A 24,391-nucleotide genomic window follows, 5' to 3' on the forward strand; every position below is an offset into this window, starting at 1 on the left:
GCTGAGTGGGGATGGTCAAGGTCTTGGTAGGACGAGCCATTTGCCGCCTCCGCTTGGCATGATCCCGGTCCTCCCGCTCTCTCGACCGGAAGGACCTCATGACCACCCCTCAGCCCTCGACCTCTCGCCTGGGCGAGACGCACGCCGCCCTGATCAGCAGGTTTCTGTCGGATTGCGGGCCGCCGCGCTCCACCACCTCTCTCGCGCACGCGGGCAGCGCGGCGCGGCACTTCCTGCGCTGGACGAGCACGCACCACATCCCGATCGACGTCATCGACGACGATGTCGTGGAACGGTTTCGCCGGCACCGCTGCGCCTGCCCTCGCTACAGCGCACGTCAGGTGCGGGAGCCGGCCTATCTCGGCCAGGTCCGGCGCTTCGTCTGCTTCCTGGAGAATCAGGGCGCAATCGTCGCCCCAAGCGATCGGGTCGATGTTGGGGCATATCTCGACGGGTTTGCCGAGCATCTCGCCGCGCTTGGCCACGGCCGTAGCGTCAGGCTCGGCTATTCCGCGCAGGCAGCGCACTTCGTGAGCTGGCTGCGCGTCTCGCGTATCCGCTGGACCGCCCTTGACGAGGGCGCGATCGAGCGCTTCGCGCTTCACAAGTGTCGCTGCCCGATCAGGGCAAAGCGCGGCGTCCGCGTGCCGGGGACCGGACCGGCGCACCGGCGCCGGGGTGCACGTCGGTTCTGCGCCTACCTGCGCAGGCAAGGCGCGATAGCGCCCTGCCTGGCGGTGGAAGGCCGGCCAACGGACGGCCCCCTCGGCGCTTACCGGACCTGGCTCGCGCAGGAGCGGGGTGCGACCGATGCGACGATCCGGCGATACATCCAGGAGGCGACCCGCTGGCTGCCGAGGCTCGGCCCTGATCCGGCGCGCTACACAGCGGCGGCCGTTCGATCGGTCGTGATCGAGCAGGAGCCAAGCCGCTCACGGTCCTCGATCCGCATGACGGTGACGGTGCTGCGCTCGTTCCTGCGCTTTGCGGCAAGCGCCAGCGCGTGCTCCGCAGCGCTCGCCGAGGCGGTTCCGCCCGCCGTCCGGCGCCGGTTGGCGACACTGCCTCGCTACGCCGCGCCGTCGACAATCGAGGCAATCATCGCGTCGTGCGACGGCACGACGCCGGTCGGCGTCCGCGACCGCGCGATCATCCTGCTGCTCGCGCGCCTCGGGCTGCGCGCCGCCGACGTCTGGCGACTGCGTCTCGAGGACGTCGATTGGCGTGATGGCCGCCTCCGGCTGCACGGGAAGCAGCGGCGCTCGGTCGCCATGCCGCTCCCCCAGGACGTGGGTGAGGCGCTGCTCGCCTACATCACCGGAAGCCGCCCCGTCGTCGCCGAGCAGCACGTGTTCCTCCGCGCCCAGGCACCCTTCACTCCCTTCCGCTCGGCAGCCGAGATCGCGGGCATCGTCGCCCGCGTGCTGAAGCGGGGCGGGATCGCGGGCGTGCCGACCGGCGCGCACATGTTTGCGTATTCCGATCGATCCGGCCGGGGATTCCGATGTGAAGCCGGCCACCGCTCCGATATGAAGCCGGCCAGCATTCCAACATGAAGGCGGCCAGGTGCGGTGGCTTTCCCGCGGGTCGAGGATGAAGATCACGACGGTGGGGCGCGGGGTCAAGCGGCCTTGTCTGCGGCCTTCCGCTTTCGCAGGCTCTCGCCGGAGAGTTCGATGCGGTAAGCGTTGTGGACCACCCGGTCCAGCACGGCGTCCGCCAGGGTGGGGATGCCGATGATGTCGTACCAGCGATCGACCGGAACCTGGCTTGTGATGAGGAGAGAGCCCGCGTCGTAGCGGTCCTCGACGATCTCCAGAAGGTCACGCGATTGCTCCGGGAGGAGCGGCTCGGGCCCCCAGTCGTCGAGCACGAGCAGGTTGACGCGTGCGAGCTGGCGCAAGAGCTTGCCGTAGCGCCCGTCGCCGCGGGCAAGGCCGAGCGCCGCGAACAGCCGTGGCACCCGGAAGTAGAGCACCGAGAGGTCTTCCCGGCAGGCTTTGTGCCCGAGTGCGCAGGCGAGCCAGCTTTTGCCGACGCCGCATGGCCCGGTGATGACGAGATTACGTCGGGTTCGGATCCAGTCGCAGGCAGCGAGCTTGAGGAACAGGGCGCGGTCGAGGCCGCGATGGGCGCGGTAATCGACGTCCTCGACGCTGGCGGGATGGCGAAGGTGTGCCGCCCGGGCGCGGGTCTCGAAGCGCTTCTGCTGTCGCAAGGTGCTCTCGTGATCGAGGAGGAGCCCCAGCCACTCGGCGTGGTCGAGAGAGCGGGCCTCGGGATTGGCCTCGAGAGCCTTGTAGCCCTGGGCCATGCCATGCAGGCCGAGCGCGTGCAGGAGATCGAGGGTTGGGTGGGTCAGCATCGTGGTCTCCGTCAGTGGAAGTAGCGCGGGCCGCGCAGGTTGGGGTGGTCGATCACGGGCGCGCTCCCGGATGGGCGCGGCGCGCGGTCGAGGTTGTTGGCGAGGATCGACGCGATACTCTTGTAGGTGAGCGCTCCGACCGCGACGGCTCTGGCCGAGACGGCTTCGACCCGCGCGGGATCGAGGCCACGGAAGAGGCGAAGGACGCCCAGGCAGGTCCGGAAGCCCTGCTCGGGATGGGGCCGATGGTGAAGCATCGCGATGACGAGCCCCTCCGTCTCGGGGCCGAACGCGCGGGCCCAGCGCCGGAAGCGCTCGGGCGTCCACTCCGCGTAGCGCCGGTGGGCACTGGGCATGTGATCGGGATCGGTGCCATGGCGGCTCCCGCCATATCGGCGCTCGTGCGCGGCCACCCGCTGACCGCGGTGGAACACCTCGACGGTGCGGGTGGTCAGCCGGAGGTCGACCTGCTCGCGGATGAGACCGTGCGGGACCGAGTACAGGAAGCCGGACGCCTCGACGTGATAATCGAGGTTCACGCGGGCGAGGCGCCATTCGGCAAACTCGTACTCGCCCGCCGGCAAGGGCCGCAGCGCCGGGCGCTCGACCGCCTCGAACAGGGCCCGTCGGCTGGTGCCCAGACGGCGCATGAGGTGAGCGTTGATGCGCTCCACCATCGTGGCAATGGCGGCGTTGCATTCGGCGAGCGAGAAGAAGGTGAGACGGCGCAGGCGACCCAAGATGTAGGTCTGGGCGAAGCGCACGCCTGCCTCCACCTTCGCCTTGTCCCGCGGCTTCCTCGGCCGAGCCGGCAAGATCCCGACGCCGTAATGATGCGCCATCATGCCGTAGGAGCGGTTGAGTTCGGGGTCGTAGAAGGAGGCCTTGTGGATGCCGCTCTTCAGGTTGTCGGGCACCACGAGACGCGGCACGCCGCCGAGGAATCGGAACAGGCGCACATGCGCGCCGATCCAGTCCGGAAGCGCCTGGCTCCAGGTCGCCTCGGCATAGGTGAGGCTGGAGGCGCCGAGCACGGCCACGAAGATCTCGGCCTCGCGCACGACGCCGGTGGATGGATCGACGACCGGGACCTTCTTGCCCGAGTAGTCGACGAAGACCTTGTCGCCCGCCGCATGATGCTGCCGCATCACGGGCGTGAGGCGGCGCTCGAACTCGCGGAAGAGGTCGCAGAAGCGCGAGTAGCCGTAGCCGCCCGGATGCGCGTCCCGGTACTCTTCCCAGAGCACCATCAGGTTGACGCCCGGCCGCCTCATCTCCCGGGCCAGCGACGGCCAGTCCGGTTCGACCCGTCGGCGGGCACCCTGCTTCACGCCCGCCCGGGCAAAGAGACGCTCCTCGAGCACCGCGTCGGTGATCTCGGGCCCAAGCGGCCACGTGAGGCCCGCCGCGGCAGCGCGTCCAAGGTTGTCCTGCACCGTCGATCGCGCGATCCGGAGCGTTCGCCCGATCTCGCGCGCGCTCACTCCATCGCGGGCCAGCCGCAGCATCTGTCGGATCTGTCGCATGGTCAGCTCTCTCCCGGCCGGCATCCCGTTCTCCTCGTCAGTGAGGAGGGGATGCCGCGGTTGCTGACCCGCGGGGAACGCCGCCGATATCGGCTACACGGTGGCCGGCTTCATGTTGGAATGCTGGCCGGCTTCATATCGGAACGGTGGCCGACATCATCTCGGAACCGGTGGCCGGCTTCGATCGGAATCCGCACATGTTCCGGCACTCGCTGGCGAGCGGACTGCTGCGCGCCGGCTCGAACCTGGATGCGATCGGCACGGTCCTGAGGCACCGCTCGCCCGAGAGCACCGCGATCTACGCCAAGGTCGATACCGCCATGCTGGTGGAGGTCGCCCAGCCCTGGCCGGGAGACGCGTCATGCTGATCGCCGACGTCGAACGCTATGTCGCCCTGCAGCGCAGCCTCGGCCTTCGCTTCGATGAGCAGGCGCGGCTTCTCCTCTGTTATGCCCGGTTCGCCTCGGCGGCCGGCGATGGCTTCGTCGTCACGCAGCGCGTGCGCGCGTGGTCGAGCGAGGCGACCTCGCCGCGGCAGGCCCGCCTCCGCTACGACACGGCTCGGCGCTTCGCAGCCTTCCTGCGGGCCGAGGACGGCCGCCACGAGGTCCCGCCCTCAGGGGCGTTCGGCCGGGGCAGGCGGCCCCGCCCTGCGCCCTACCTGCTGTCGCCGAGCGAGATCGCGGCGATCATGACCGCCGCCCTCGATGTCCCGCCCAAGGGGACCATCAGCCCACTGACCTACCATCACCTGTTCGGGCTTCTGGCCGCCACAGGCCTGCGCATCTCCGAAGCGCTGGCCCTGAAGCGCACCGATCTGACCGACGACGGCCTGGTCGTGCGCAGGGGCAAGTTCGCCAAGAGCCGCCTCCTTCCCCTGCACCCGAGCACACGAGCGGCGCTCGACCGCTATCTCGTCGCTCGCCAGCGCCTCGGCGCGGGCGGCGACGACCTGTTCGTCGTCAGGCATGGCCGCGCCCCGACCAAGGTCCGCGTGTACTGCGTCTTCGTGCGCCTCGCCCGCGCGCTCGGCATCCGCGGCGTGCAGGGTGCTCGAGGGCCGCGCCTGCACGATCTCCGACACTCCTTCGCGGTCAGATCTCTCACGGCCTGTCCGCCCGACCGCACAGCGGTGACGCGGCACATGCTGGCGCTCAGCACCTACATGGGCCACGCCGACGTGGCGGCCACCTACTGGTACCTCCAGGCGACGCCGGTCCTGCTGAACGGCATCGCTGCGGCGGCCGAGCAGGCCTTCGCGGGAGGCGCGGCATGACCCCTCTCGCACCCTACCTGACCGCCTTCCTCAAGGATCACCTGCCACGGGAGCGCGGCGCGAGCCGGCACACGATCGCGTCCTACGCGGACACGTTCGCCCTGCTCCTGCGCTTCGCATCCGCCCGGGTGAAGCGCAGGCCGGGCGACCTTCGGGTCGAGGATCTCGACGTGATACTCGTGCGCGCCTTCCTCGATCACCTGGAAAGCGAGCGCAACAACGTCCCGCGCTCACGCAACGCCCGTTTCTCGGCCATCCGGACCTTCTTCCGCTACATCGAGTACCGGGTTCCGGCCTGCCTTGAGCAGGCGGTGAGCATCCGCGCGCTGCCGATCAAGCGAACCGACACGAGGCTCATCGACTATCTCACCCGAGACGAGATGAAGGCGCTGCTCGACGCACCCGATCCGCGCTCCGTCGGAGGCCTGCGCGACCGCGCCATGTTGCATCTCGCCTATGCCGGGGGCTTGCGCGCATCCGAGCTCTTGTCGCTGCGCCTCGAGGACTTCCCCGACCGCTCACTCGGGACGGTGCGCGTTCTCGGCAAGGGGCGACGCGAGCGTGTGCTGCCTCTGTGGCGCGAGACGCAGGCCGCGCTGCGCGCCTGGCTCGCGGTCCGGCCGACCGGTCAGGGACCCGAGCTGTTCCTCAACCGGGATGGCGGGCCCATGACGCGGGACGGCTTCGCGCACCGGCTGGCGGGGCATGTCGAGGCGGCGACGCGCAAGGCGCCATCGCTCGCCTCGAAGCGGGTCACGCCGCACGTGCTGCGCCACAGCTGCGCCATGCACACGCTCGCCGCCACCGGCGATATCCGCAAGGTGGCGCTGTGGCTCGGTCACGCCAGCATCCAGAGCACCGAGCATTACCTGCGCGCGGACCCGGCGGAGAAGCTCGCAGTGCTGGCCGCGCACGGTCCGCCTGCACTCAAGGCCGGCCGCTTCCGGCTACCCTCCGACCAGCTGATGGCGGTGCTCGCGGCCGCACGCAACCCGAGGGCGCCCAGCGTCGATCGGGTGCCGTAAGCGCCGGCTCAGGGAGGGCCCCCAGGCGAGAGGTCGAGGGCTGAGGGGTGGTCATGAGGTCCTTCCGGTCGAGAGAGCGGGAGGACCGGGATCATGCCAAGCGGAGGCGGCAAATGGCTCGTCCTACCAAGACCTTGACCATCCCCACTCAGCATAACGGGGACTTGGGATATTACGTCCTCGACTATCTCGCGCATTCGTTTCCGACCCAGCTGTTCGAGGAGTTCACCGACGGCGAGGGCAACCTCTCGTCCCGGCCGGTCTACCGTGATGGCCAGCCGGTGCAGTGCCGCGATGCCGTGGAACGGCGGGACCGGTTACTTGAGCACCTGGCGGCTCTGCCGCCGGTCCAGGGCGCGCTCGACCAGGTTGTTCAGCGGTTCGGGACCGAGCATGTGGCCGAGGTGACCGGTCGCTCGCGCCGCATCGTGCGAAAGCTCGGGTCGGACGGCGAGATGCGCCTTGCCGTCGAGAGCCGTGCCGGCTCCGCCAACCTGGCCGAGACCGCCGCCTTCCAGGATGACGACAAGCGCATCCTGATTTTCTCGGAGGCTGGCGGCACCGGCCGCAGCTACCACGCTGACCTTGGCGCGAAGAACCGGCGGCTTCGCGTCCACTACCTGCTCGAAGCAGGGTGGAAGGCCGACGCCGCGATCCAGGGCCTCGGGCGCACCAACCGCACCAACCAGGCCCAGCCGCCGCTCTTCCGACCCATCGCTACCGATGTGAAAGCCGAGAAGCGTTTCCTTTCCACCATCGCGCGCCGTCTCGATACGCTCGGCGCGATCACCCGCGGCCAACGCCAGACCGGCGGCCAGGGCCTGTTCCGGGCCGACGACAATCTGGAGAGCGTCTATGCGCGGGCGGCGCTCCGGCAGCTCTACATGCTGCTCTATGCCGGCAAGGTCGAGGGCTGCTCGCTCCAGCGCTTCGAGGATGCGACGGGGCTGTCGCTCACCGACCGCGACGGCTCCCTCAAGGAGGAGCTGCCGCCGATCACGCAGTTCCTCAACCGCCTCCTCGCGCTCACCATCGGCCTGCAGAACACCCTGTTCGACGTGTTCGATGGCCTGCTGCGGGCGAAGATCGAAGGGGCGATCGCGTCCGGCGCCTACGACCGCGGGGTCGAGACGATCACGGCCGAGAGCCTAACCGTCGCCGAGCGGAGGACGATCTACACGCACCCGGGCACCGGCGCGGAGACACAGGTGTTCACGGTCGCCCGACGCGACCGGAACGAGCCCCTCGCGCTGGCTGAGGCTTTGGACCGAGCCCGCGAACGAGGCTGCCGGTTGCTCGTCAACGCCAAGTCGCACCGGGCTGCCGTGCAGATTCCGGCGCCGAGCCTCGTCCTCGACGACGGGGAGGTTGAGCGGCGCATCCGGTTGCTGCGGCCGATGGAGCGCATCTCGATGGCGTCCGCGATGCTGGAGGCGACCTCGTGGGAGGAGGCCAACGAGGATGCGTTCGCGTCCGCATGGGCGAGCGAGCTCGCCGAGGTGCCGGCCTTCACCGAAAGCGCGCTGTACGTCGTGACCGGCTTGCTGCTGCCGATCTGGCGGCGGCTGCCCGACGAGGGCTGCCGGGTCTATCGGCTCCAGACCGATGACGGCGAGCGCATCATCGGACGCCAGGTCTCGCCCGCCTGGGTCGCGCAGGCGCTCGGGGCCGACGCTCCGGCACTTCCTGCGGGGGACGCCTGGATCGCGGTGTTGGACAAGGGCGCAGTGCTGCACCTCGCCGAGGGTCTGACCGTCCGCCGCGCCACCGTCATGGGCGGCGTTCGGGTCGAGGTCACGGGCTTTTCGGACGGCATGGTCGAACGGCTGAAGGCGATGGGGCTCGTCTCCGAGATCATCGCCTGGAAGCTCCGCCTGTTTGTGCCGACCGGCGAGCGCGGGCCTGCACTCCTCGGATCGCTGCTCGAGCGTCACCCGTTGGCGCGGGTCGCCGACCGTGCCGCGGCCTGAGGGAGCCATGCCATGTCGGGCCAGGCTTCCGAACTGGCGCGCCGCCTCGCGCGTGAGGCCGAGGCGGTGTGCCGTCATTACCTCTCCAACGGGCGTCGCCAGGGCCGCTACTGGACGGTGGGCGACGTTCGCAACACGCCCGGCCGGTCGATGTTCGTCCGGCTCGGCGGGCCGGAATCCGGTCCCGGCGCCGCCGGGCATTGGACCGATGCCGCCTCGGCCGAACACGGCGATCTCCTCGACGTCATCCGGGAGAGCTGCGGGTTCATCGACTTTCGGGATGCCACCGATGAGGCACGCCGCTTTCTGAGCCTGCCACGCGCCGAACCGCACCGTAGTCCAAAGCCCGCTCGCACACCCGTTCCCGTCGGATCGCCGGAAGCGGCTCAGCGGCTCTTCGCCATGTCGCAGCCGATCCGCCGGACGCTCGTTGAGACCTACCTGCGCAATCGCGGCATCAAGGCTCTTCATGATGCGGGCGCGCTGCGCTTCCATCCGCGCTGCTACTATCGCCCGGACGACAGTTCGCCGACCGAGACCTGGCCAGCGATGATCGCCGCCGTCACCGATCTTGCCGGCGCCATCACCGGGGCGCACCGGACATGGCTTGCGCCGGACGGTTTCGGCAAGGCGCCGGTCTCGACGCCGCGCCGCGCCATGGGCCATCTCCTGGGCAACGGCGTCCGGTTCGGGGTGGCGGCAGACGTCATGGCGGCAGGCGAAGGCATCGAGACGATGCTGTCGCTGCGGCAGGTCGTGCCCACACTGCCGATGACGGCCGCGCTCTCGGCCAACCATCTCGCCGCCCTGGAGCTGCCGTCGACGCTGCGCCGGCTCTACCTCGCGCGAGACGACGATCCCGCAGGACACCGCGCGGTGGAGACGCTGGCCACCCGCGCCGGCGAGGCCGGGATCGAGGCGCTGACGCTCGACTCGGCACTCGGCGACTTCAACGAGGATCTCCGCAAGCTCGGACGCAGTGCTCTGGTGGCCGGGTTGCGGGTGCAACTCGCCCCGGAGGACGTGGCGCAGTTTCTGGTGCTGGAGGGATGAGGCCGGGATGAGGGTGACGGCTCGCGCCCGCAGGATCGATCGGCGGAAACGCTGCCGGGCGTGAGAGCCGCGCCTTCGGCCTTCCGAGAGGGCGATCGGACCGGAGCCGTCCCGGTCCGGCAACGGCTGCGGCCGACTCTTTTCCGCCGGCCCGCGAGCGGGCCTTTGCATCGCGAAGCAAAAGAGCCGGCCTTCGCCGTCCTCCGCGTGCGCTTCGGCCGCCGGCAGAGCCCGGCGGTGCAGGCCCGGTCCGCCCCCGCTCTTCGTCGCCCAGGAAGGCCGCGAGAGGCGCGGCCCCGACCCGGAGGCGAACCACCATGACGACCAATCCCGACCACGAGCTCACGACCGAATCCCCGACCGCCACCATCCTCCACGAACTCCAGCTCCATGGCTTCCGCCCCTTCGAGGACGAGCCCGATCCGCGGCCACTGCCCGAAGCGCACCGCGTCACTGGAGCGCTCGCCGACATCTTCGACGCCATGGTCTCGACACTGGAGGACACGCGCCTCGAACCCGACCTCGCAAATCTGCTCTGGGGCCAGGTCAACCTGTTCCACCGCGCCGCCGAGCGGATCGATCGCGAGCTCGACGACAACGAGCAGGCGCAGAAGCGTTCTCAGCGCGAACAGGACGGCTCCGAGGTCCGATCGGTCGAGCTGGAGCGGCTCACGGCCGAGGGCTTGACGCTGATTGAACGCCGCAACGCCTTCGAGCTGATGCGCGACACCGCCGCCGACCTCTACGAGCGGCACACCCGCTCAGCCTGGCGTCCTCGCTCAGGGTCGATGGTGAACCACAAGACGCTCACCGCGGCCATGATCGACAGCCGCGACTTCATCGCCGCCCGCAGGCGAGCCGAGACGGAGGTCATGCTCCCCACTGGAGCCAAGGTCGCGTTCACCGGCGGGCTCGACTTCAACGACCACCGCGCTATCTGGGCCGCGCTCGACAAGGTCCACGCCAAGCACCCCGGCATGGTTCTCCTGCACGGCGGTTCGCCCAAAGGCGCCGAGCGCATCGCCGCCTGCTGGGCCGACACCCGCAAGGTGACGCAGATCGCCTTCAAGCCCGACTGGGCCAAGCATCAGAAGGCGGCGCCGTTCAAGCGCAACGACCAGCTCCTCGAAGTTCTGCCGATCGGGGCCGTCGTGTTCCCCGGCTCCGGCATCTCCGACAACCTCGCCGATAAGGCCAAGAAGCTCGGCATCCCGCTCTTCGACTTCCGCAAGGGAGGCGCGGCGTGAGAGCGCCGCCCTTCCGCGACAGCCCGACGAGCCAGCATTCCCGGTGGGACTAGCATCACAATGGTCACGACTGCTTCTGGCGAGCCGCTGGCCATCGATCTGCTATCATGCCAGGAGAGGTCTCGCCGTCCCCATGCCGGATGCGGCTCGCTGTCGCGTAGGAGCGGACACGAGCTGCAATGCGAACCATACTCGAGCGACAAGCTTCCTTATGGCGAAACGACCGAAGCGGCGTCTCGTCACAGAGCGCTCCAGTGACAACGATAAACGACAACTGCGTGAGCCGGTGCCCACGACTGCAGGCCTTTGCGCTTTGGCAGCCCGAGCGTCCTATGCGGGGTCCGGCAAGCATAAGGAGCAGCCGAGGGCGTTTGACCTGGAACCGGCGGCTTCAGATGCGGATGACACGTTCTGCGATGGCCACGCTGGGTTCACGCCCGAGGATATGGCCCGCGTTCCGGCTCTGGTAGAGCGTGGCATCACCGCTGGCCTCATCGGTCACAATGACAAACAGGGCGACCCGACGATCATCTGGACCGTTGATGATGACGGCTGGATCTACGAGGGACGGATCACGACCCCGACCCAGGCCATCTACCACGGGTATCCGCTGCTTCCCTCAGACGCCTTCGCTAAGAAGGTCATCGCTCGTTATACCGAGTACGTCTATACTCCCGGGAATACACATCTCCTTTTCAGTCTTGAGCAAGCCATGGAACGCTACGCGTGATCGATAAGAGCTTCGGCATCTACGCTGTTTGGAAATCCACGCCGGACGTGGGTGCCCGCGATGTCGCAGAACTCCGCATTGTGTCAGGCGAGCAAGTGCTGACGCGACTGGTCGAGGTTGCGACGCAAGCCATGCGAGATCATTTCCGCACCTCCGCCGTGAGTCTTGCGCTTTGGCTTGCCGACAATTGGTGGCGGCTGCGGTGGGAGCCGTTTCTAGGCAAGAGGCCGTCCGCAGACTGGCGCCTACGTCATGAGCTAACCTCGGTGGGCAGCGGCGCCGCTTGGCCGCCAATCATGATCTACGGGACTGGTCCACGGGTTGTCCTCGCACCGGCATTCGGCGCCCGGCCGACAACCGGTCCCATCCGCTATCTTGAGTTGGAGACGGTTCACGTCCTGCCTGGGAATCACTTCGAGGAGGCGTTGGACAGGTTCTTCGAACAGGTTCTCGAGTCCTGCGCTCAAGCACAGGACGGGACGGTCCTCGCCAGCCTGGTGAGCGAGCTCGCGGCGGAGCGCGCGGATGCTGACATTGCTGCATGGCGCAGGCTTGAAGCCCGCCTTGGCTTTGATCCGGATTGCGCACCTGACGGTCTGATCGAGGGCATGACGGCTCTCGGGTCCTCCCTCGGCGAGAACGGGATCGAGGAAGCGGCTCTATCAGCTCCCGGTGAGGCGTCTGCTAAATACCTGAAGAAGGCCGTCGCAGCTTCCCACGTGTCCGAGCTGACCGTGGCCCTCTCGGTCGCCGAATCCGTCAGTCGCGAAATCTTTGAGACGCCAGCTCCAGCTTGGAAATGGGGCGAAGATGCCGCTTGGCAGGTCCGCAACCGGCTAGGTGTCTCGGCAGATCGGTTCGATACTGATGCCATGGCTGAGATGCTCGAGGTCTCGTGGGAGAAGCTGACGGCGGCCTCGGCCACAGCGAGCCGCCTTCCCTACGCCGCGCTGCTCCGCGAGCGCGACCAGCACGCTAAGCTGGCCCTCCAGACCAGAACTGCGGTGGATCGCAGATTCGAACTGGCGCGGATTATTGCCGACGCCATTTGGATCTCTGGGGAGTCGCTTGGTGTCATTAGTCGAGCGAAGACCGAGCGGCAGAAATTCCAGCGTGGGTTTGCGCAGAACCTGCTCTGCCCCTTCTCCGAAGTGCGACGATACGTCGACATAGAGGCTCCGACGGACGAACAGATCGACGCGGCTGCCAGGCACTTCCACGTGCACCGCAACGTCGTCGAAACGCTGCTCGTCAACAAGAATGTGCTCCCGCGAGAGACCCTGCTGGAGCGCCTTGAGGCTGCGTAGAGATCGCCAGCTGCACAGCACGCTTCACGAGACGACGTGGCCCAGCGCCCGCTCCTCAACCTGAGATCTTTGGGTTGCTCTGCACTCGTCTGGGTCGGTCAGCAGTGGCCCTGGCCGTCAAGCGGCACGTCTTCCGCCGTCCATTAATCCTCTGGTTCTCTGTGGGTGCGGGTTCCGGCCGGGAGGGGGCGTTCGGCGCTTGAGCTGGCGGGCGGCTCTTCTCGGTGTTTCGGGCGACGGCGCGGCACGGCGAAGGGAGGTCGAGGAGGCTCAGCTCTCGGGTCGCGAATGTCCTACTCGGACAGCCGAGATCGGCCTGGTGGCCGGCGTTTGGGCTGCCGCTCAGGCGGTGCGCCGGTTCTGGCGCGGGCCGAGGGAGCGCCATGTCTCTCCTGGGGAGGGGTTCATGGGGTCGGCACACCCATGTCGCGGGCCTTGATTGGTGGGATCTGGCCGAGGTCCGGCTTCGCCTCGATCGCCTCCGCAACGGCGTCGTCGACTATTTTCCCCTGCTCGTGCCGAGCATTCCTCGCGCAACAAAATAGCCGCCTTTGGCCGTCCTCCGCTCTGCTGCGGCCTTGTCAGGTGCGGGTCGCTCGCCCCCGGCCTCTTCGATCCCATCAAGGCCGCGATGGGCGCGGCCGAGATGAACCTCACGGAGAGACAGTCATGGCGATCATCGGCACCTTCACCCAGACCAACAACGGCCTCGCCGGCTCGGTCAAGACCCTCACCCTCAACGCCAAGGTCCGCTTCGTCCCGGTCGAGAAGGACAACGACAAGAGCCCCGACTTCCGCATCATCGCCGGCACCACCAACGTCGAGCTCGGCGCCGCCTGGAAGAAGACCTCGAAGGAGGGCCGGCCCTACACCTCGGTCAAGCTCGACGACCCGAGCTTCCCGGCTCCGATCTACGCCTCCCTGGTCGAGGGCGAGGACGGCGCCAGCAGCCTGATCTGGTCCCGCTGAAACCGGACGGGGGGCGGCAACGCCCCCTCCCCCTCTCGCGCTCCCGGAGCCGGTCTCCCAGCGCGACGCCAGCGGATTACAGCCGCTCGCTGACAGCGGCTCCGCGGCGGGGACCGTCAGGATGCCAGCCGCCGGCGCTCGACGCCGGCGATCCCACCCAGAGCCGGCCTAGGAGCGCGCTACAAATGAATCTTGCGGACCTCCCGCGACCACCAGTCGTGACCGGCGGTCGTTCGGGCTCCCGAACAGCGGCACCGAACCGACAGCGGTTGCCACCGCCAAGGCGGACGATGACGCCCACCAAACGGCCGGGGTGAAAGGGCCGGGGGCCAGAGGGGCGCCCACGCCTCCCCCTCAGCCCTTGGAGGCCACCAGCACAGTCCAAAGCGCGATAGCGCGCCGCTGAACCAGTTCGAGCGGATAACCGCTTGCCGAGGAACACGGCCGCAAAGGGCGGCGAGGACGAGCGTTTCTACTCGGGCGAGCCAGCGAGTTCGCCGAAGTTCGTGATCGTCACGCTCGCCCCGTCCGGGAAGCGCGCCGTGATCTCGAGCGTGCCGCCCAAGGCCTCGACATAGCGGCGGAGGTTGCTAACGTACATGTCCGCCCGGCGCTCCATCTTGGCAACCGCCGGCTGGCCGACTTTCAATTCCCGCGCCAGGTCTTGCTGCGACTGCTCCCGAGCCTGCCGGAGCTCATGCAGAGTCATCTCCCGCAGCATCCGCTCTGTCGCGTCCCTATTCCGCGCCCGGCGCTCCGGCGATATCTTCGCCCGAAGGGTGTCAAAGGAACGATGCCCGCTCATGGGATCAACCCCTCTCGCCTGATACGCGTCGTAGAGCCGGTCGGCGGTCGGGATCATCTCGTCGTAGAAGCGGTCACCGCCAGTCTTGTCGCCGCCGATGAGCAGGATCGCCGTCCGCCGCGGATCGAAGGCGTAGAAGATCCGGATCGGAGCCCCGCCGCTCTGTACCCGCAGCTCACGCATGTGATCGTGCCTCGAGCCCTCAATCCCCGAGGAGTACGGGAACGGCAGGTTCGGCCCTCTGGCTTCCAAGAGCCCCACGAGGCGGTCGACGTCGTCCTGGACACCCTCGCTGATGGCCTCGTACCAGCTCCCGAACTCGCCCGTGTATTCGACGCTCCAGCTGACAGCACAATATATTCCATCGACGGAATTAGAGCAAGTGCTGACTGGAGATGTTTGGACCGCTAGGGATTAGGACCGCTCCCAGGCCAGCCGGATGATGTCGGCCGCCCTCTACCCGCGCGCCACGGCCCCCTTCTCAGGGCCACCTCCGGCGTCTTCAGCACCAGAAGGAGCGCACCGCCGGCCTTGCCGAGCCTTGCAAAGCGCCGAAGACCGCGTTTCGAACTCGGGCATCGGCGGCCGCACGGCGTAGCCGCGCCGTGATTTCCGACGTAGCCAATCCTCAAGCGCCTCGGTCGCTTTCACCCGATCCTCATAAAGGTCGAGCCGCACCCGGCCGCGGCAGCCAACGCGGCCCCATGCGCGCACAAGCGCCGCATCGCCGAACAAGGTCGGCTCGATGGACAACACGTAGAAGCGCGCCATGTTCAGCGCCGGATCGCGGCGCTCGAGCACCAAGACTTGCAGCGTGGGATCGGACATGCGCAAGCATCGCTTGCGCGGCAACACCGGTCCAATTCAAATCTTGAATCCATCCGGGTCCAACGATTCACACCCGTGATCGACGGCCGGTCCAACTCAGATGCTCCAGGCGCGATAGCGTCCTCGTCCGGTCGCTTCCCGCAACCCAAGCTCCGCGACAAGATTCTGGGCGCCGCGCGCCGTAATCCCGAGCTCCTTGGCGATCAGGGAGGCCGTGGCAACCGGTCGGGCCAACACCAGCTCGATCAAGCTCGGGAGGTGGGATGTCGATCGTCTTCCGCGGAGCCTTCTCTCCAGTTGGGCTCGTCCCAGCAGCAAGCGGTCGTGCTCCTTCATGCCGGCTTCCGCCGCTGCCGTGACCGCCTCCGCAAAAGCGAGCAGACGCGTGGTGCGGCTCGCACTGCGTCGGCGCTCGCGGGGAACCTGGCGCAATCCGACGTTCAGGCACATCAGATGCGCGACCGTCTTCCCTCGCTCCCGCAGGGCTGCAGCGATCAGGATCTGGCCGAGCCATGGGAGATGCTGCAGCGGGTCGAGCATCTGCCAGGCCTCAGATGCCAAAGCCGCAGCCATCAAAGGTGGGAGCTGCCGAGTGGCGTCGAGCGCGGAGCACCACTCCCGAAGCCGAGCATCCTCGTCCCAATCGAGATCGTAAACGAGCGGATCCCGCTCCCGCTTGGGTTCGAGCAAGCCATCCTGGAGGAGGCGCGAGGACCGGTCGAGAACGGCGTCGATCGCCGCAAACTCCTCGGTCAAATCATCTGGCTGGATTTCGGCATCTTCTGGTGCGTCGTCGACCTCCTCTCCATCCTGAACCTCATCGTGATCCGCGTCCCCCTCCCCTCCTTCCGTGCCGTGCGGGCCCTTGCGACCGCGGAGTTGCATGAGCCCTGCTCGGCTGAGAGCCCACGCCGGCTCGTTTGCCGCCACGAGCCGTCGGGCTCGCAAGACCGCGCGAGCCCGCGTCAGCTCGTGGGTTGGTGTCCGGATGTCCATGCCGGCGTCATGCAGGACGAGGTCCTCGAGGTGGACGAGTTCGCCGGCGAGCCAGAGCGACGCGCAGGCGTCGTGAAAGTGGGTGCGGCTTTTCCAGCCGCTTGCGACAGGACTGGTGCGCAGCCGCTCGTCAAGCCGCGCGAGGGCATCTTCGGCGACCGTAAAAGGCCTCCCCAGGACTTCCCATCCGACCGAGAGGTCAACGGCGTAAGTTATTGTTCGCAAAAGAGCCTCGGGGGCAAACGGAAATCAACCAGCACCTAGCTTCCGTCACTCCTGGGCCTTTGTCGAGCCTCTTTGTCGGCGCTTCCGGGTCCCTGCCTTTTCGCTATTCCGGCGAGCTCTCTTGGTCGCGTCTTGATCCCCGCGTCCTGGCATTCCCAGTAGAAACCGGGGCTCGGCCATCCAGGCCTACGTTGAATTCGGTGTCTTCAACCGGTCGTTTTCTCATGCCTCAAAGGGTTTGAAAACAGGGCCGATTGGGCCTACGAACGGCGGATAGCCCGGCGAATCGGCCCTGAACGGTCGCGGCACAGGGCGGTCCTCATGCTGATCGGCTACGCGCGCGTCTCGACGGACAAGCAGGACCTGACCGGCCAGCTGGCCTCACTGCGGCAGGCGGGCTGCACGCGAATCTTCGAGGAGCGTCTGTCCGGCGCCAGTCGGGCCCGTCCGGAGCTGACGAAGGCTCTGGCGGCGGTCGGACGCGGAGACGTGCTCGTCGTGGCGCGGCTCGATCGCCTGGCGCGATCCCTCTCTCATCTCCTTGCGGTGATTGAGGACCTGACCGGGCGCGGCGCGGGCTTCCGGTCGCTGGCGGATACGATCGACACCACAAGCCCGCATGGCATGCTCACCCTGCAGATCCTCGGCGCCGTCGCGGAGTTCGAGCGCCAGCTCATCCGCGAGCGCACCATGGTCGGGATCGAGGTGGCACGCGCCAAGGGCAAGAAGCCCGGAAACCCCCAGCTGCGCGCCGGCAACCCGGACGCGAAGCGGAAGATTGCGAGGGCCCGGGAGCAGGCTTACTTCGACAAGCTGAACGCCACCGCGAGCACCTGGCTTCCTATCGTCCGCCAGATGCGGCCACACCAGCGCTGGGAGGACGTCGTGAGGGTGCTCAATGCTCGAGCCGCGGACGGCGAGAGGTGGACCGTGGAGCGGCTTCGACGCGCCGTCGATCGCTTCATCGCCGACGGGCTTGCCGAGCCGGAGCTGCTCGGCAAAGCCACTCCCCGATCGGCGGACGATCGGCTCATGACCCTCGTCGCCGGAATGACGCGCGCCAATCCGGACATGACGCTCGCCGGCATCGGGGCACAGCTCGAGGCCATGTACGAACGTACGCCCTCTGGCGGGCGCCGGTGGGCTCCGGGTTCAGTGAAGAGCTTGCTCGACCGGGCTCGGAAACGTGGGTTGCTTCCGGTCTCGTCGGACCGGGCGTGACCTCACTCGCTCCGAACCACGCTCGCGTGGGCTTGACCTCGCGCAGCACGGCCGGTCGGGACGCCGCAGCAACTGCTGCGTTCTGCGCGGGCGTCTGCTATCGCCTCGACCTTCCAGTCTGCGCCTTGGTCGCGCCAGGGGGATGACGGCTCGCTGTCCGCCAATCCCGGTCGAACGACCTCTCAGGCGTGTCCGTACACGATAACCCGACCAGCCGGGTGCAGCTGGTTCAAGAGGTCGAACTCACCCGCGTTGCGGGTGAGGACGGGCACGCCCGCCTTCGCGGCGGAGAGATAGATGAGCGCATCGGCCAGCAACTCCTTGCGCTGATGCGACTGATAACCTTGCGTGCGGGTCAGCGATCCTGTGAGTATCCCCGCTCGGATCCAGACCTCGTCGTCCGGCGTCAACACTCGGTTCGCCGGAATGCGCCGCACGAGTTCCACATAGTGGCCTCGCATCGCACGATAGCGGGTCGCCTTCGGATCATGCAGGCTGAGCCCTTGCGCAAGCTCGCTCAGGCACACGACGCTGTGCAGCTGAGTCGCCTCACGGACCAGTTCGAATGCGGCCGAGGGCATCCGACCGGCGGCCATATCGACGTAAACCGTCGTATCGGGCAACAGCACCAATGGGCCTGGCCTCAGTTGCTCCGCGTGCAGCAGCTCCCTTGAGGTGCGATGCCGGAGCGCGCCGATCCGTTTCTCGGGCTTGGTCTGGCGGAGCAGCGCCTCGAGATCAAACGTCAAGCTGGTGGTCCGGTCCGAGCGTGCCGTAGGTCTCGATCATGTAGCGGCTCACCGGGTCCGGAAGGGCAAGCGTTGCCAGCGCAAGCTCGACGAGTTCTGTCGTGGACTCGATGCCGGTGCGTTCCTTGGCGGCCGCGATGAGAGCGCCCGTCGTCCGGATGCTGACATGGGCTGTCTTGTCTCCCGCGAGCAGGCCGGAGCTCTTGGCCTCTTCGAGTAGGCGGGTGTGGGGCAGCTGGGCGGACATGGCTTTCTCCGGATTGTGTGTAGAATAGGCGATCTTGTCACACAGAGCAAGGACGACATGGGCGCCTCCCTGCAGGACCGCGCTCTACTCGCGGCTACAGCCGCTCCCAGAGCCCGCAAGCGGTCTCCGCCCTCTGGGGTGACGATCGCTGGCGGGGTAGCGCGAGGGGCGAATCGCTCCTCCAACCCTTCCACCTCACCTGTGCCGCCTGGGAATGTGCTGACGACCGCTCGGCCTGAGGTCCCAGCACCTCCGTGCCACTCGGGCCCATGGCCGCTGCGCTGTTTCGGCTCTGCCACTGGGGCGTAAGCTTCGGCCGGGACTGGAGCGGACAGGGCTTGAGCTGGCGGGCGGCTCTTCTCGGTTCTGGGCGGCCCTCGTGCCGAGTGGTGGCAGCAATTTGGCCGTGGGGACCGGTGGGCCTCTCGCCGGGGTCATGGAGCCAGTGCGAGGCGGGTTCGGGCCTACCCGAGCGGGGTCCGCTGCGTTTTTTCTCCGGGGTTGCCGCCGGGGTCACTGCGTCTCTCCTGGGAGCGGTTCAGGGGTCGGCACGCCCCTGTCGCGGGCCTTGATTGGTGGGATCTGGCCGAGGTCCGGCTTCGCCTCGACCACCTCCGCAACGGCGTCGTCGACTATTTTCCCCTGCCAGACCACCCCACGCGACAGGTCGCGCGAGGGCCCCGGATCGGGCATTCCCCGCGGAGCAAAATAGCCGCCTTGGCCGTCCTCCGCTCTGCTGCGGCCCTTCGGGTGCGGGTCGCTCGCCCCCGGCCTCTTCGATCCCATCAAGGCCGCGACGGGCGCGGCCGAGATGAACCTCACGGAGAGACAGTCATGGCGATCATCGGCACCTTCACCCAGAACGGCAACGGCCTCACCGGCTCGGTCAAGACCCTCACCCTCAACGCCAAGGTGCGCTTCGTCCCGGTCGAGAAGGACAACGACAAGAGCCCCGACTTCCGCATCATCGCCGGCACCACCAACGTCGAGCTCGGCGCCGCCTGGAAGAAGACCTCGAAGGAGGGCCGACCCTACACCTCGGTCAAGCTGGACGATCCGAGCTTCCCAGCCCCGATCTACGCCTCCCTGGTCGAGGGCGAGGACGGCGCCAGCAACCTGATCTGGTCCCGCTGAACCGGACGGGGGGCGCCAAGCCCCCCTCCCCTCCCCTCTCATGCGCTCGGAGCCGGTCTCCCATCGCGACGTTCGCGGATCACAGCCGCTCGCTGACGGCGGCTCCGCGGCGGGGACCGTCAAAATACCAGCCCGGGGGTAAGCGGCACCAGTCACGCTCCAGCTATCCGAGACTCCTTCGCGAGTCCGATCGTCGCTTACTATGACGGCGCGCGGCTTTGTTTGGCTAAAGACACTCGCGTACTCCGACCACCTCGATGGACGAATCGATTTGCCTTCCCCGAATCCCGTTCCCACCGACCATTGCCGGGTTTCAGCCCCCCAGTCCCTCGCTCACAAATGCTCGGCAGGTCTCCCGGGCCGTTGAGAGCGACTCCGAATGGCTCCCAGGTCAAAAGACGAGACGCACCAATGAGATCCCAAGTTGACAGCTGTCAACTTGGGCCGATGACCACCGGGGTCTCGCGACATGGGAGAACGGCTCGCCACTGCGCAAGGTGCACCGTTTCACAGCCTTCCTTGACTCTCATCCCAAGACTCACGGATACCATTTACGCCGAAGGACGCGAATCGCTGAGGAGACCGTGAATGGGGAGATCGTCCGTCGAGACCGCTCGGCGCTTGGCGGCCGAAGCCCCGGCCGCGATGGACCAGCTCATCGCAAATGATGCTCGTGCCCTCAGTACCCAACTCCAGGCACTCCGCGCAAAGCTTTTTCCACCGGAGGCCCGCAAGCGGCTCCGGCGATTTACAAGTGGCGAGGCTGCTAAACTGATCGGCGTCACAGACAGCTACCTCCGGCACCTGTCGCTTGGTGGGGACGGCCCGGAGCCGGAGAAGACTTCGGCCGGGCGCCGCCTTTATAGCCTAGAACAGATTCATGAGCTTCGTCTGCTCCTTGCGAAGGCGAAGGCATCCTATGTGCCCGCACGGACTGGCACCGAGCATCTGCAAATCATTGCCGTCACGAACTTCAAAGGCGGATCAGGCAAGACGACCACCGCAGCCCACCTTGCCCAGTTTTTCGCCCTGCACGGATATCGCGTTCTCGCAGTCGACCTCGACCCGCAAGCCTCGCTGTCAGCTCTCTTCGGATATCAACCCGAGTTTGACGTTGGCGAGGGCGAGACGCTCTATGGCGCGATCCGATACGATGGCAACCAGCGCCCGCTCGCGGACATTGTCCGGCCAACTTACTTCGCCGGCTTGGATCTCGTGCCAGGTAATCTCGAGCTCCAGGAGTTCGAGCACGACACGCCGAAGATGCTAGCTGACCGGCGGCACGACAGCGAGGGCATGTTCTTCGCACGGGTCGAATCCGCCCTCGCCACAGTTAACGCGAGCTACGACGTCGCGGTGATCGATTGCCCGCCTCAACTCGGCTTCTTGACTATGAGTGCACTCTGCGCGGCGACCTCCGTGCTGATCACCGTTCATCCGCAGATGCTCGATGTCGCCTCAATGAACCAGTTCCTCGCCATGACGGCCGATATGCTCGCGGTCGTCCGAAAAGCAGGCGGAAACTTGCAGTACGACTGGCTCCGTTATCTCGTAACCCGTTACGAGCCAAATGACGGCCCACAGACCCAAATCGTCGCGTTTCTACGCTCGCTCTTCGATGAGCGGGTGCTCACCAACATGATGGTCAAGAGCACCGCGGTGTCAGACGCCGGCCTCTCCAAACAGACGATCTACGAAGCGGGCCGCGAGACGATGAACCGGCAGACCTACGATCGGGCGGTCGAGTCAATGGATGCCGTAAACCGCGAAATTGAAAGTCTAATCAAGAAAGCCTGGGGGAGGGTAACCGCATGAAGGGACGTGACGCTCTTCGGGAGATGGTCGCTGGCGGCAAGCCCCGCCAGGAGGTCGCCTCAGAGCAGACGCCCAATCGGGTGGTCTCCGGTCCCGTGCGGGCGATGAACCTCGGGCTGCAGCGCCTCTCCGAAGATGCCGGGGAGGCGCGTGCATTGCGTGCCCAGCTTGAGAGCGGCGACCGCGTCGTCGAACTCGACCCAAATCTGCTCGATGGTTCCTTCATCGCCGACCGCATCAGCGGTGCCGGGGACCCCGACTTTGAAGCGCTGAAGGAGGGCATAGCAGCTCACGGGCAGCAGGTTCCGATACTGGCGCGTCCGCATCCCGACGCGCCCGGCCGCTATCAGGTCGCCTACGGCCATCGGCGACTGCGGGCCGCATCGGAACTCGGACGGACGGTCAAGGCGATTGTCCGCAATCTTTCCGATGCCGAACTCGTAATTGCGCAAGGAAAGGAAAACAACGAGAGACGCGACCTCAGCTTCATCGAGCGCGCCTTGTTCGCTGCGCACCTCGTCGAGCGGAAGTTCGATCGCCCGACAATCATGGCGGCCCTGGGCGTGGAGAAGGGGGAGCTCTCACGATTGATTACCGTGGCCACAACGATTTCAGCCGAGGTCATCTTGGCCGTCGGTCCCGCGCCGAAGATCGGCCGTCCGCGATGGATGCAACTTGCGGAGCTAATCGGCGAACCGGCCGGTGTGCGCAAGGTCAGAGCAACACTGGCATCCGAAGAGTTCAAGGCGGCGGATACCGATCGCCGGTTCGAGTTCTTGTTCGCCGCACTCCAACCGAAGCGGATCCGATCAGGGAACGTGACGCTTCTCAAGCTCGGAACGGGCCGTACGGTTGCGCGCCTCCAGCACTCTCCCAAGGGGCTGCGCGTGTCTGCAGAAGAGCCCGCCTTCAGTGCCTTCCTCGAGGCCCGCCTACCTCAGCTCATAAGGGAGTTTGAGGACGGGTCCCGGGGCAATCACTAGCATTCAACAAAGGAGGCGCCGCTACAGAACCACAAGAAGCTTAACGTCCACAGCCTTCCCCGGTTGACAGCTGTCAACTCGGCCAGGCTTGGCCAGTCCTGAAACCAGCAGCGAGGCGGCGCGCTCACGCTTTGGGCGCGAACGGTGAGCTGTACCCCGAAGCTGAGGAGCTATGAATGGCAAAGTAAATGAGCCGGTTTCCGACCGGCATCGGCGATAGGGACGAGCCCCAACACGACACCAATAGAAACCGGCTCGATAGGTCTGAACAGCCAAACCCTACTCGCCTCCGAATCACCCGTCAAGAGTTTCGGCGTCAGGTCGGCGAACGGCTCTCCTTTGCCCGAAGGAGAGATCATGGATCACATTGCAACGACGCCCTTTGGGCGGCGGCCGCTGTCGCTTGCCATGGTGGCAAGCCAGGTGGCGGCCAAGGCGCGCCCACCGAACACGACAGTCCACAAGTGGCAGATCTTCCGCGCCATCTGCGAAGGGAAAGCTGCGATCGGCGTCTCCGATCGGAGCCTTGCGGTGCTGAACGCCTTGCTCACCTTCCACCCCGAGACCGCCCTGACGAGCGATGACGACCTCATCGTCTTCCCGTCGAACGCCCAGCTCGCCCTACGGGCTCACGGCATGCCACCAACGACGCTGCGGCGACATCTGGCGGCGCTCGTGGACTGCGGCCTAGTGATCCGCCGCGACAGCCCGAACGGCAAGCGCTACGCCCGGAAAGGGCAGGGGGGCGCCATCGAGACGGCCTTCGGTTTCGATCTCACGCCGCTTGTGGCGCGGGCGGCCGAGTTCGAGCGCCTGGCCGAGGAGGTGCAGGCCGAACGACGAGCGCTCGCCCTCGCTCGGGAGCGGATCACGCTCTACCGCCGCGATGTCGCCAAGATGATCGCGGTCGGGCTCGAGGAGGACGTGCCGGCGGATTGGCGGGGCTATCACGCCGCCTACCTGGGGCTCGTAAGCCGCATTCCGCGCACTGCCACGCGTCTTGAGCTGGAGCCCTTGGCCGAGAAGCTCGGCTGCCTTGTCGACGAAATCCGTAAGGTGCTAGAAAACCACGTGGAAACACAGAATCCGGACGCCAATGAGTCCCAAAGTGGATGCCACATACAAAATTCAAATCCAAACCCCCTAGAATCTGAACCAGGCTTCCCAGGAAGCCAGGGGGCGGCCGTTGAGCCACAACCGGAAACGCCGAGGACGCCGCAACGATCGTTCCCGTTGGGGATGGTTCTCGAGGCCTGCCCGGACATCGTCGATTATGCGCGCCATGGCATCAGCTCGTGGCGGGACTTCATGGCGACAGCGGGGTTAGTCCGCTCGGCACTCGGGATCAGTCCCAGCGCGTGGGACGATGCTCGAAGTGTTCTGGGGGAGGAAGACGCCGCGGTGATGGTCGCCGCGATCCTGCAGCGAGGGGAGGCGATCAAGAGCCCGGGCGGCTACCTGCGAAGCTTAACCGAGAAGGCAAGGGGAGGGGCGTTTTCCCTTGGGCCGGTGCTCATGGCGCTCCTACGGTCGAAACTCGGTTCCGAACGGAAACGAGCGTAGCGGTGGCTGACGGTCATCCTCTGGTCACGCGCCTGGCCCAGACGGTCTGCCGTGAACAGGGACAATGATCATGGTCGAGGGCGAGCCTTCGCTCGACGAGCTCGTTGCGGAGCCGATCGTGCGCATGATGATGGCGAGCGACGGCGTCGACATTGCTGCGTTCAAGCGGTTGCTGGAGGACGTGCGGCGGGTGCTGGAGTCGCGGCGGCGCGCTCTGCTGGATCCGCTAGACGGGGACGCTTCTTGCCAGCACGCCGACCAGGAGCATATTCGTCACGGTGACCAGGGGAGTGGTGCATGACCACGCCGGAATCTCACACCCGCAAAAAGGGCCGGTGAGATTGCCCCCGAACTGAC

At 66.9% G+C, this 24,391-nt stretch carries 22 protein-coding genes and 1 pseudogene; 16 read left to right on the forward strand and 7 right to left on the reverse strand.

The window, feature by feature from the left end; genetic code table 11:
- Positions 1 to 98: 98 nt before the first annotated feature.
- Positions 99 to 1,556, forward strand: coding sequence for a tyrosine-type recombinase/integrase (locus MFF61_RS24875; protein WP_238240311.1), 1,458 nt, complete (start codon positions 99 to 101; stop codon positions 1,554 to 1,556).
- A 65-nt stretch (positions 1,557 to 1,621) separates the two neighbouring features.
- Here the strand turns inward: MFF61_RS24875 and istB are convergent, their stop codons facing one another.
- Positions 1,622 to 2,365 (reverse strand): IS21-like element helper ATPase IstB, encoded by a 744-nt coding sequence (istB, locus tag MFF61_RS24880; RefSeq protein ID WP_238240313.1) that lies wholly within the window; start codon positions 2,363 to 2,365, stop codon positions 1,622 to 1,624.
- Positions 2,366 to 2,376: 11 nt separating this feature from the next.
- Entirely contained in the window at positions 2,377 to 3,891 is a 1,515-nt protein-coding gene (gene istA, locus MFF61_RS24885; protein WP_238240315.1) for an IS21 family transposase, read from the reverse strand.
- 146 nt (positions 3,892 to 4,037) lie between these two features.
- On the opposite strand from istA, the gene MFF61_RS24890 reads away from it, so the two are divergent.
- From MFF61_RS24890 to MFF61_RS24930, 9 genes and pseudogenes are all read left to right on the forward strand, one after another.
- Complete coding sequence (locus MFF61_RS24890; protein ID WP_306423414.1) at positions 4,038 to 4,259, forward strand: tyrosine-type recombinase/integrase; 222 nt, start codon at positions 4,038 to 4,040, stop codon at positions 4,257 to 4,259.
- Entirely contained in the window at positions 4,253 to 5,167 is a 915-nt protein-coding gene (locus MFF61_RS24895) for a tyrosine-type recombinase/integrase (protein WP_238240317.1), read from the forward strand. The genes MFF61_RS24890 and MFF61_RS24895 overlap by 7 nt, the downstream gene beginning before the upstream one ends.
- On the forward strand, positions 5,164 to 6,192 hold the full coding sequence (locus MFF61_RS24900; protein ID WP_238240320.1) for a tyrosine-type recombinase/integrase: 1,029 nt from the start codon (positions 5,164 to 5,166) through the stop codon (positions 6,190 to 6,192). Before MFF61_RS24895 ends, MFF61_RS24900 begins: the two co-directional genes overlap by 4 nt.
- A 140-nt stretch (positions 6,193 to 6,332) precedes the next feature.
- Positions 6,333 to 8,162, forward strand: a pseudogene (locus MFF61_RS24905) (strawberry notch C-terminal domain-containing protein); the annotation flags it as partial.
- A gap of 12 nt (positions 8,163 to 8,174) precedes the next feature.
- On the forward strand, positions 8,175 to 9,215 hold the full coding sequence (locus MFF61_RS24910) for a DUF7146 domain-containing protein (RefSeq protein WP_238240323.1): 1,041 nt from the start codon (positions 8,175 to 8,177) through the stop codon (positions 9,213 to 9,215).
- Between the two features lie 317 nt (positions 9,216 to 9,532).
- On the forward strand, positions 9,533 to 10,462 hold the full coding sequence (locus tag MFF61_RS24915; RefSeq protein ID WP_238240324.1) for a DUF2493 domain-containing protein: 930 nt from the start codon (positions 9,533 to 9,535) through the stop codon (positions 10,460 to 10,462).
- A gap of 211 nt (positions 10,463 to 10,673) precedes the next feature.
- Positions 10,674 to 11,192: a hypothetical protein gene (locus MFF61_RS24920; protein WP_238240325.1), complete on the forward strand. Its 519-nt coding sequence runs from the start codon at positions 10,674 to 10,676 to the stop codon at positions 11,190 to 11,192.
- The gene (locus tag MFF61_RS24925; protein WP_238240326.1) at positions 11,189 to 12,499 is read left to right on the forward strand and encodes a hypothetical protein; all 1,311 of its coding nucleotides are present in this window, start codon (positions 11,189 to 11,191) and stop codon (positions 12,497 to 12,499) included. Before MFF61_RS24920 ends, MFF61_RS24925 begins: the two co-directional genes overlap by 4 nt.
- Positions 12,500 to 13,168: 669 nt before the next feature.
- Positions 13,169 to 13,468, forward strand: coding sequence for a DUF736 domain-containing protein (locus MFF61_RS24930; RefSeq protein WP_238240327.1), 300 nt, complete (start codon positions 13,169 to 13,171; stop codon positions 13,466 to 13,468).
- A 472-nt stretch (positions 13,469 to 13,940) separates the two neighbouring features.
- Here MFF61_RS24930 and MFF61_RS24935 read toward each other — a convergent pair whose 3' ends face one another.
- The 3 genes from MFF61_RS24935 to MFF61_RS24945 all read right to left on the reverse strand — a co-directional run bounded on the left by MFF61_RS24935 (position 13,941) and on the right by MFF61_RS24945 (position 16,322).
- Positions 13,941 to 14,633 carry a type II toxin-antitoxin system RelE/ParE family toxin gene (locus MFF61_RS24935; protein ID WP_306423417.1) on the reverse strand — a complete coding sequence of 231 codons (693 nt, stop codon included), beginning with the start codon at positions 14,631 to 14,633 and terminating at the stop codon, positions 13,941 to 13,943.
- 96 nt (positions 14,634 to 14,729) lie between these two features.
- The gene (locus tag MFF61_RS33990; protein ID WP_306423415.1) at positions 14,730 to 15,101 is read right to left on the reverse strand and encodes a WGR domain-containing protein; all 372 of its coding nucleotides are present in this window, start codon (positions 15,099 to 15,101) and stop codon (positions 14,730 to 14,732) included.
- A 96-nt stretch (positions 15,102 to 15,197) separates the two neighbouring features.
- The gene (locus tag MFF61_RS24945; protein WP_306423416.1) at positions 15,198 to 16,322 is read right to left on the reverse strand and encodes an RHE_PE00001 family protein; all 1,125 of its coding nucleotides are present in this window, start codon (positions 16,320 to 16,322) and stop codon (positions 15,198 to 15,200) included.
- 321 nt (positions 16,323 to 16,643) lie between these two features.
- Between MFF61_RS24945 and MFF61_RS24950 the strand changes: the two genes are divergently transcribed.
- The gene (locus MFF61_RS24950) at positions 16,644 to 17,543 is read left to right on the forward strand and encodes a recombinase family protein (RefSeq protein ID WP_238240330.1); all 900 of its coding nucleotides are present in this window, start codon (positions 16,644 to 16,646) and stop codon (positions 17,541 to 17,543) included.
- Positions 17,544 to 17,725: 182 nt separating this feature from the next.
- Here the strand turns inward: MFF61_RS24950 and MFF61_RS24955 are convergent, their stop codons facing one another.
- Positions 17,726 to 18,292, reverse strand: coding sequence for a type II toxin-antitoxin system VapC family toxin (locus tag MFF61_RS24955; RefSeq protein WP_238240332.1), 567 nt, complete (start codon positions 18,290 to 18,292; stop codon positions 17,726 to 17,728).
- The gene (locus tag MFF61_RS24960; RefSeq protein WP_238240333.1) at positions 18,282 to 18,539 is read right to left on the reverse strand and encodes a hypothetical protein; all 258 of its coding nucleotides are present in this window, start codon (positions 18,537 to 18,539) and stop codon (positions 18,282 to 18,284) included. The genes MFF61_RS24955 and MFF61_RS24960 overlap by 11 nt, the downstream gene beginning before the upstream one ends.
- Before the next feature lie 834 nt (positions 18,540 to 19,373).
- Here MFF61_RS24960 and MFF61_RS24965 point away from each other — a divergent pair.
- The 5 genes from MFF61_RS24965 to MFF61_RS24985 all read left to right on the forward strand — a co-directional run bounded on the left by MFF61_RS24965 (position 19,374) and on the right by MFF61_RS24985 (position 24,335).
- The gene (locus MFF61_RS24965) at positions 19,374 to 19,673 is read left to right on the forward strand and encodes a DUF736 domain-containing protein (RefSeq protein WP_238240334.1); all 300 of its coding nucleotides are present in this window, start codon (positions 19,374 to 19,376) and stop codon (positions 19,671 to 19,673) included.
- A 588-nt stretch (positions 19,674 to 20,261) separates the two neighbouring features.
- Positions 20,262 to 21,488, forward strand: coding sequence for a plasmid partitioning protein RepA (repA, locus tag MFF61_RS24970; protein ID WP_238240335.1), 1,227 nt, complete (start codon positions 20,262 to 20,264; stop codon positions 21,486 to 21,488).
- The gene (gene repB, locus MFF61_RS24975) at positions 21,485 to 22,471 is read left to right on the forward strand and encodes a plasmid partitioning protein RepB (RefSeq protein ID WP_238240336.1); all 987 of its coding nucleotides are present in this window, start codon (positions 21,485 to 21,487) and stop codon (positions 22,469 to 22,471) included. The genes repA and repB overlap by 4 nt, the downstream gene beginning before the upstream one ends.
- Positions 22,472 to 22,825: 354 nt before the next feature.
- On the forward strand, positions 22,826 to 24,034 hold the full coding sequence (gene repC, locus MFF61_RS24980; RefSeq protein WP_373324796.1) for a plasmid replication protein RepC: 1,209 nt from the start codon (positions 22,826 to 22,828) through the stop codon (positions 24,032 to 24,034).
- Positions 24,035 to 24,104: 70 nt separating this feature from the next.
- On the forward strand, positions 24,105 to 24,335 hold the full coding sequence (locus tag MFF61_RS24985; protein WP_238240339.1) for a hypothetical protein: 231 nt from the start codon (positions 24,105 to 24,107) through the stop codon (positions 24,333 to 24,335).
- Positions 24,336 to 24,391: the final 56 nt, after the last annotated feature.

This window comes from Methylobacterium isbiliense (assembly GCF_022179325.1).
Lineage (GTDB): Bacteria > Pseudomonadota > Alphaproteobacteria > Rhizobiales > Beijerinckiaceae > Methylobacterium > Methylobacterium isbiliense.